Raw genomic sequence first — 553 nt, forward strand, 5'->3', positions numbered from 1 at the left:
TACAGCAGTGCAATATAATCCAGCGCCTGACGTACAGCCGCAGGCTCTTCTTGTTCGGCTTCAATAAACTGTCGCCGACTGTGTACCCAACACTGAGCCTGGATGACTCCCTCATTCTTTGCTGCATATGAAGCATAAGCAGAATAGCCATCACTAATGAGCGTGCCATTGAACTGATGTTTCAGTATGTTTTCGATATGCTGTCGTCCTCGACTGGACGAGAAGGTAAACACGACCTCATCCTGATCACCATAGAGTGGCCAGAACCAGCTTTGCTTGAGTTTACCTTTTGTCGCCTTGCCTGCCTTGATCGGCGTTTCGTCCATGGCTAACACTTTGCTGCGCAGTATATTTGCCAACTGAGCCTCAACGATGGGGCGTAATAGTTCGATAGGACGCTGAGCTAGCGTGGTCAAGGTGGTGCGGCTCATCGTGATGCCGGAGTGGCCCATGCGTTGATGTTGGCGATACAACGGTAAGTGGTACAGGAATTTATCGACCAGCAGACCGACTAGCAAACTGACATCGGCAAAACTCCGATCCAATACATTGA

General features: G+C 49.9%; 1 protein-coding gene. It reads right to left on the reverse strand.

Annotated features, from left to right (window positions below; genetic code table 11):
• The coding region (locus tag DN062_RS18430; protein WP_156460572.1) for an IS66 family transposase at positions 1-553 on the reverse strand (553 nt) is incomplete at both ends.

Source organism: Nitrincola tibetensis (assembly GCF_003284585.1).
In the GTDB taxonomy this organism is placed as follows: Bacteria; Pseudomonadota; Gammaproteobacteria; order Pseudomonadales; family Balneatricaceae; genus Nitrincola; species Nitrincola tibetensis.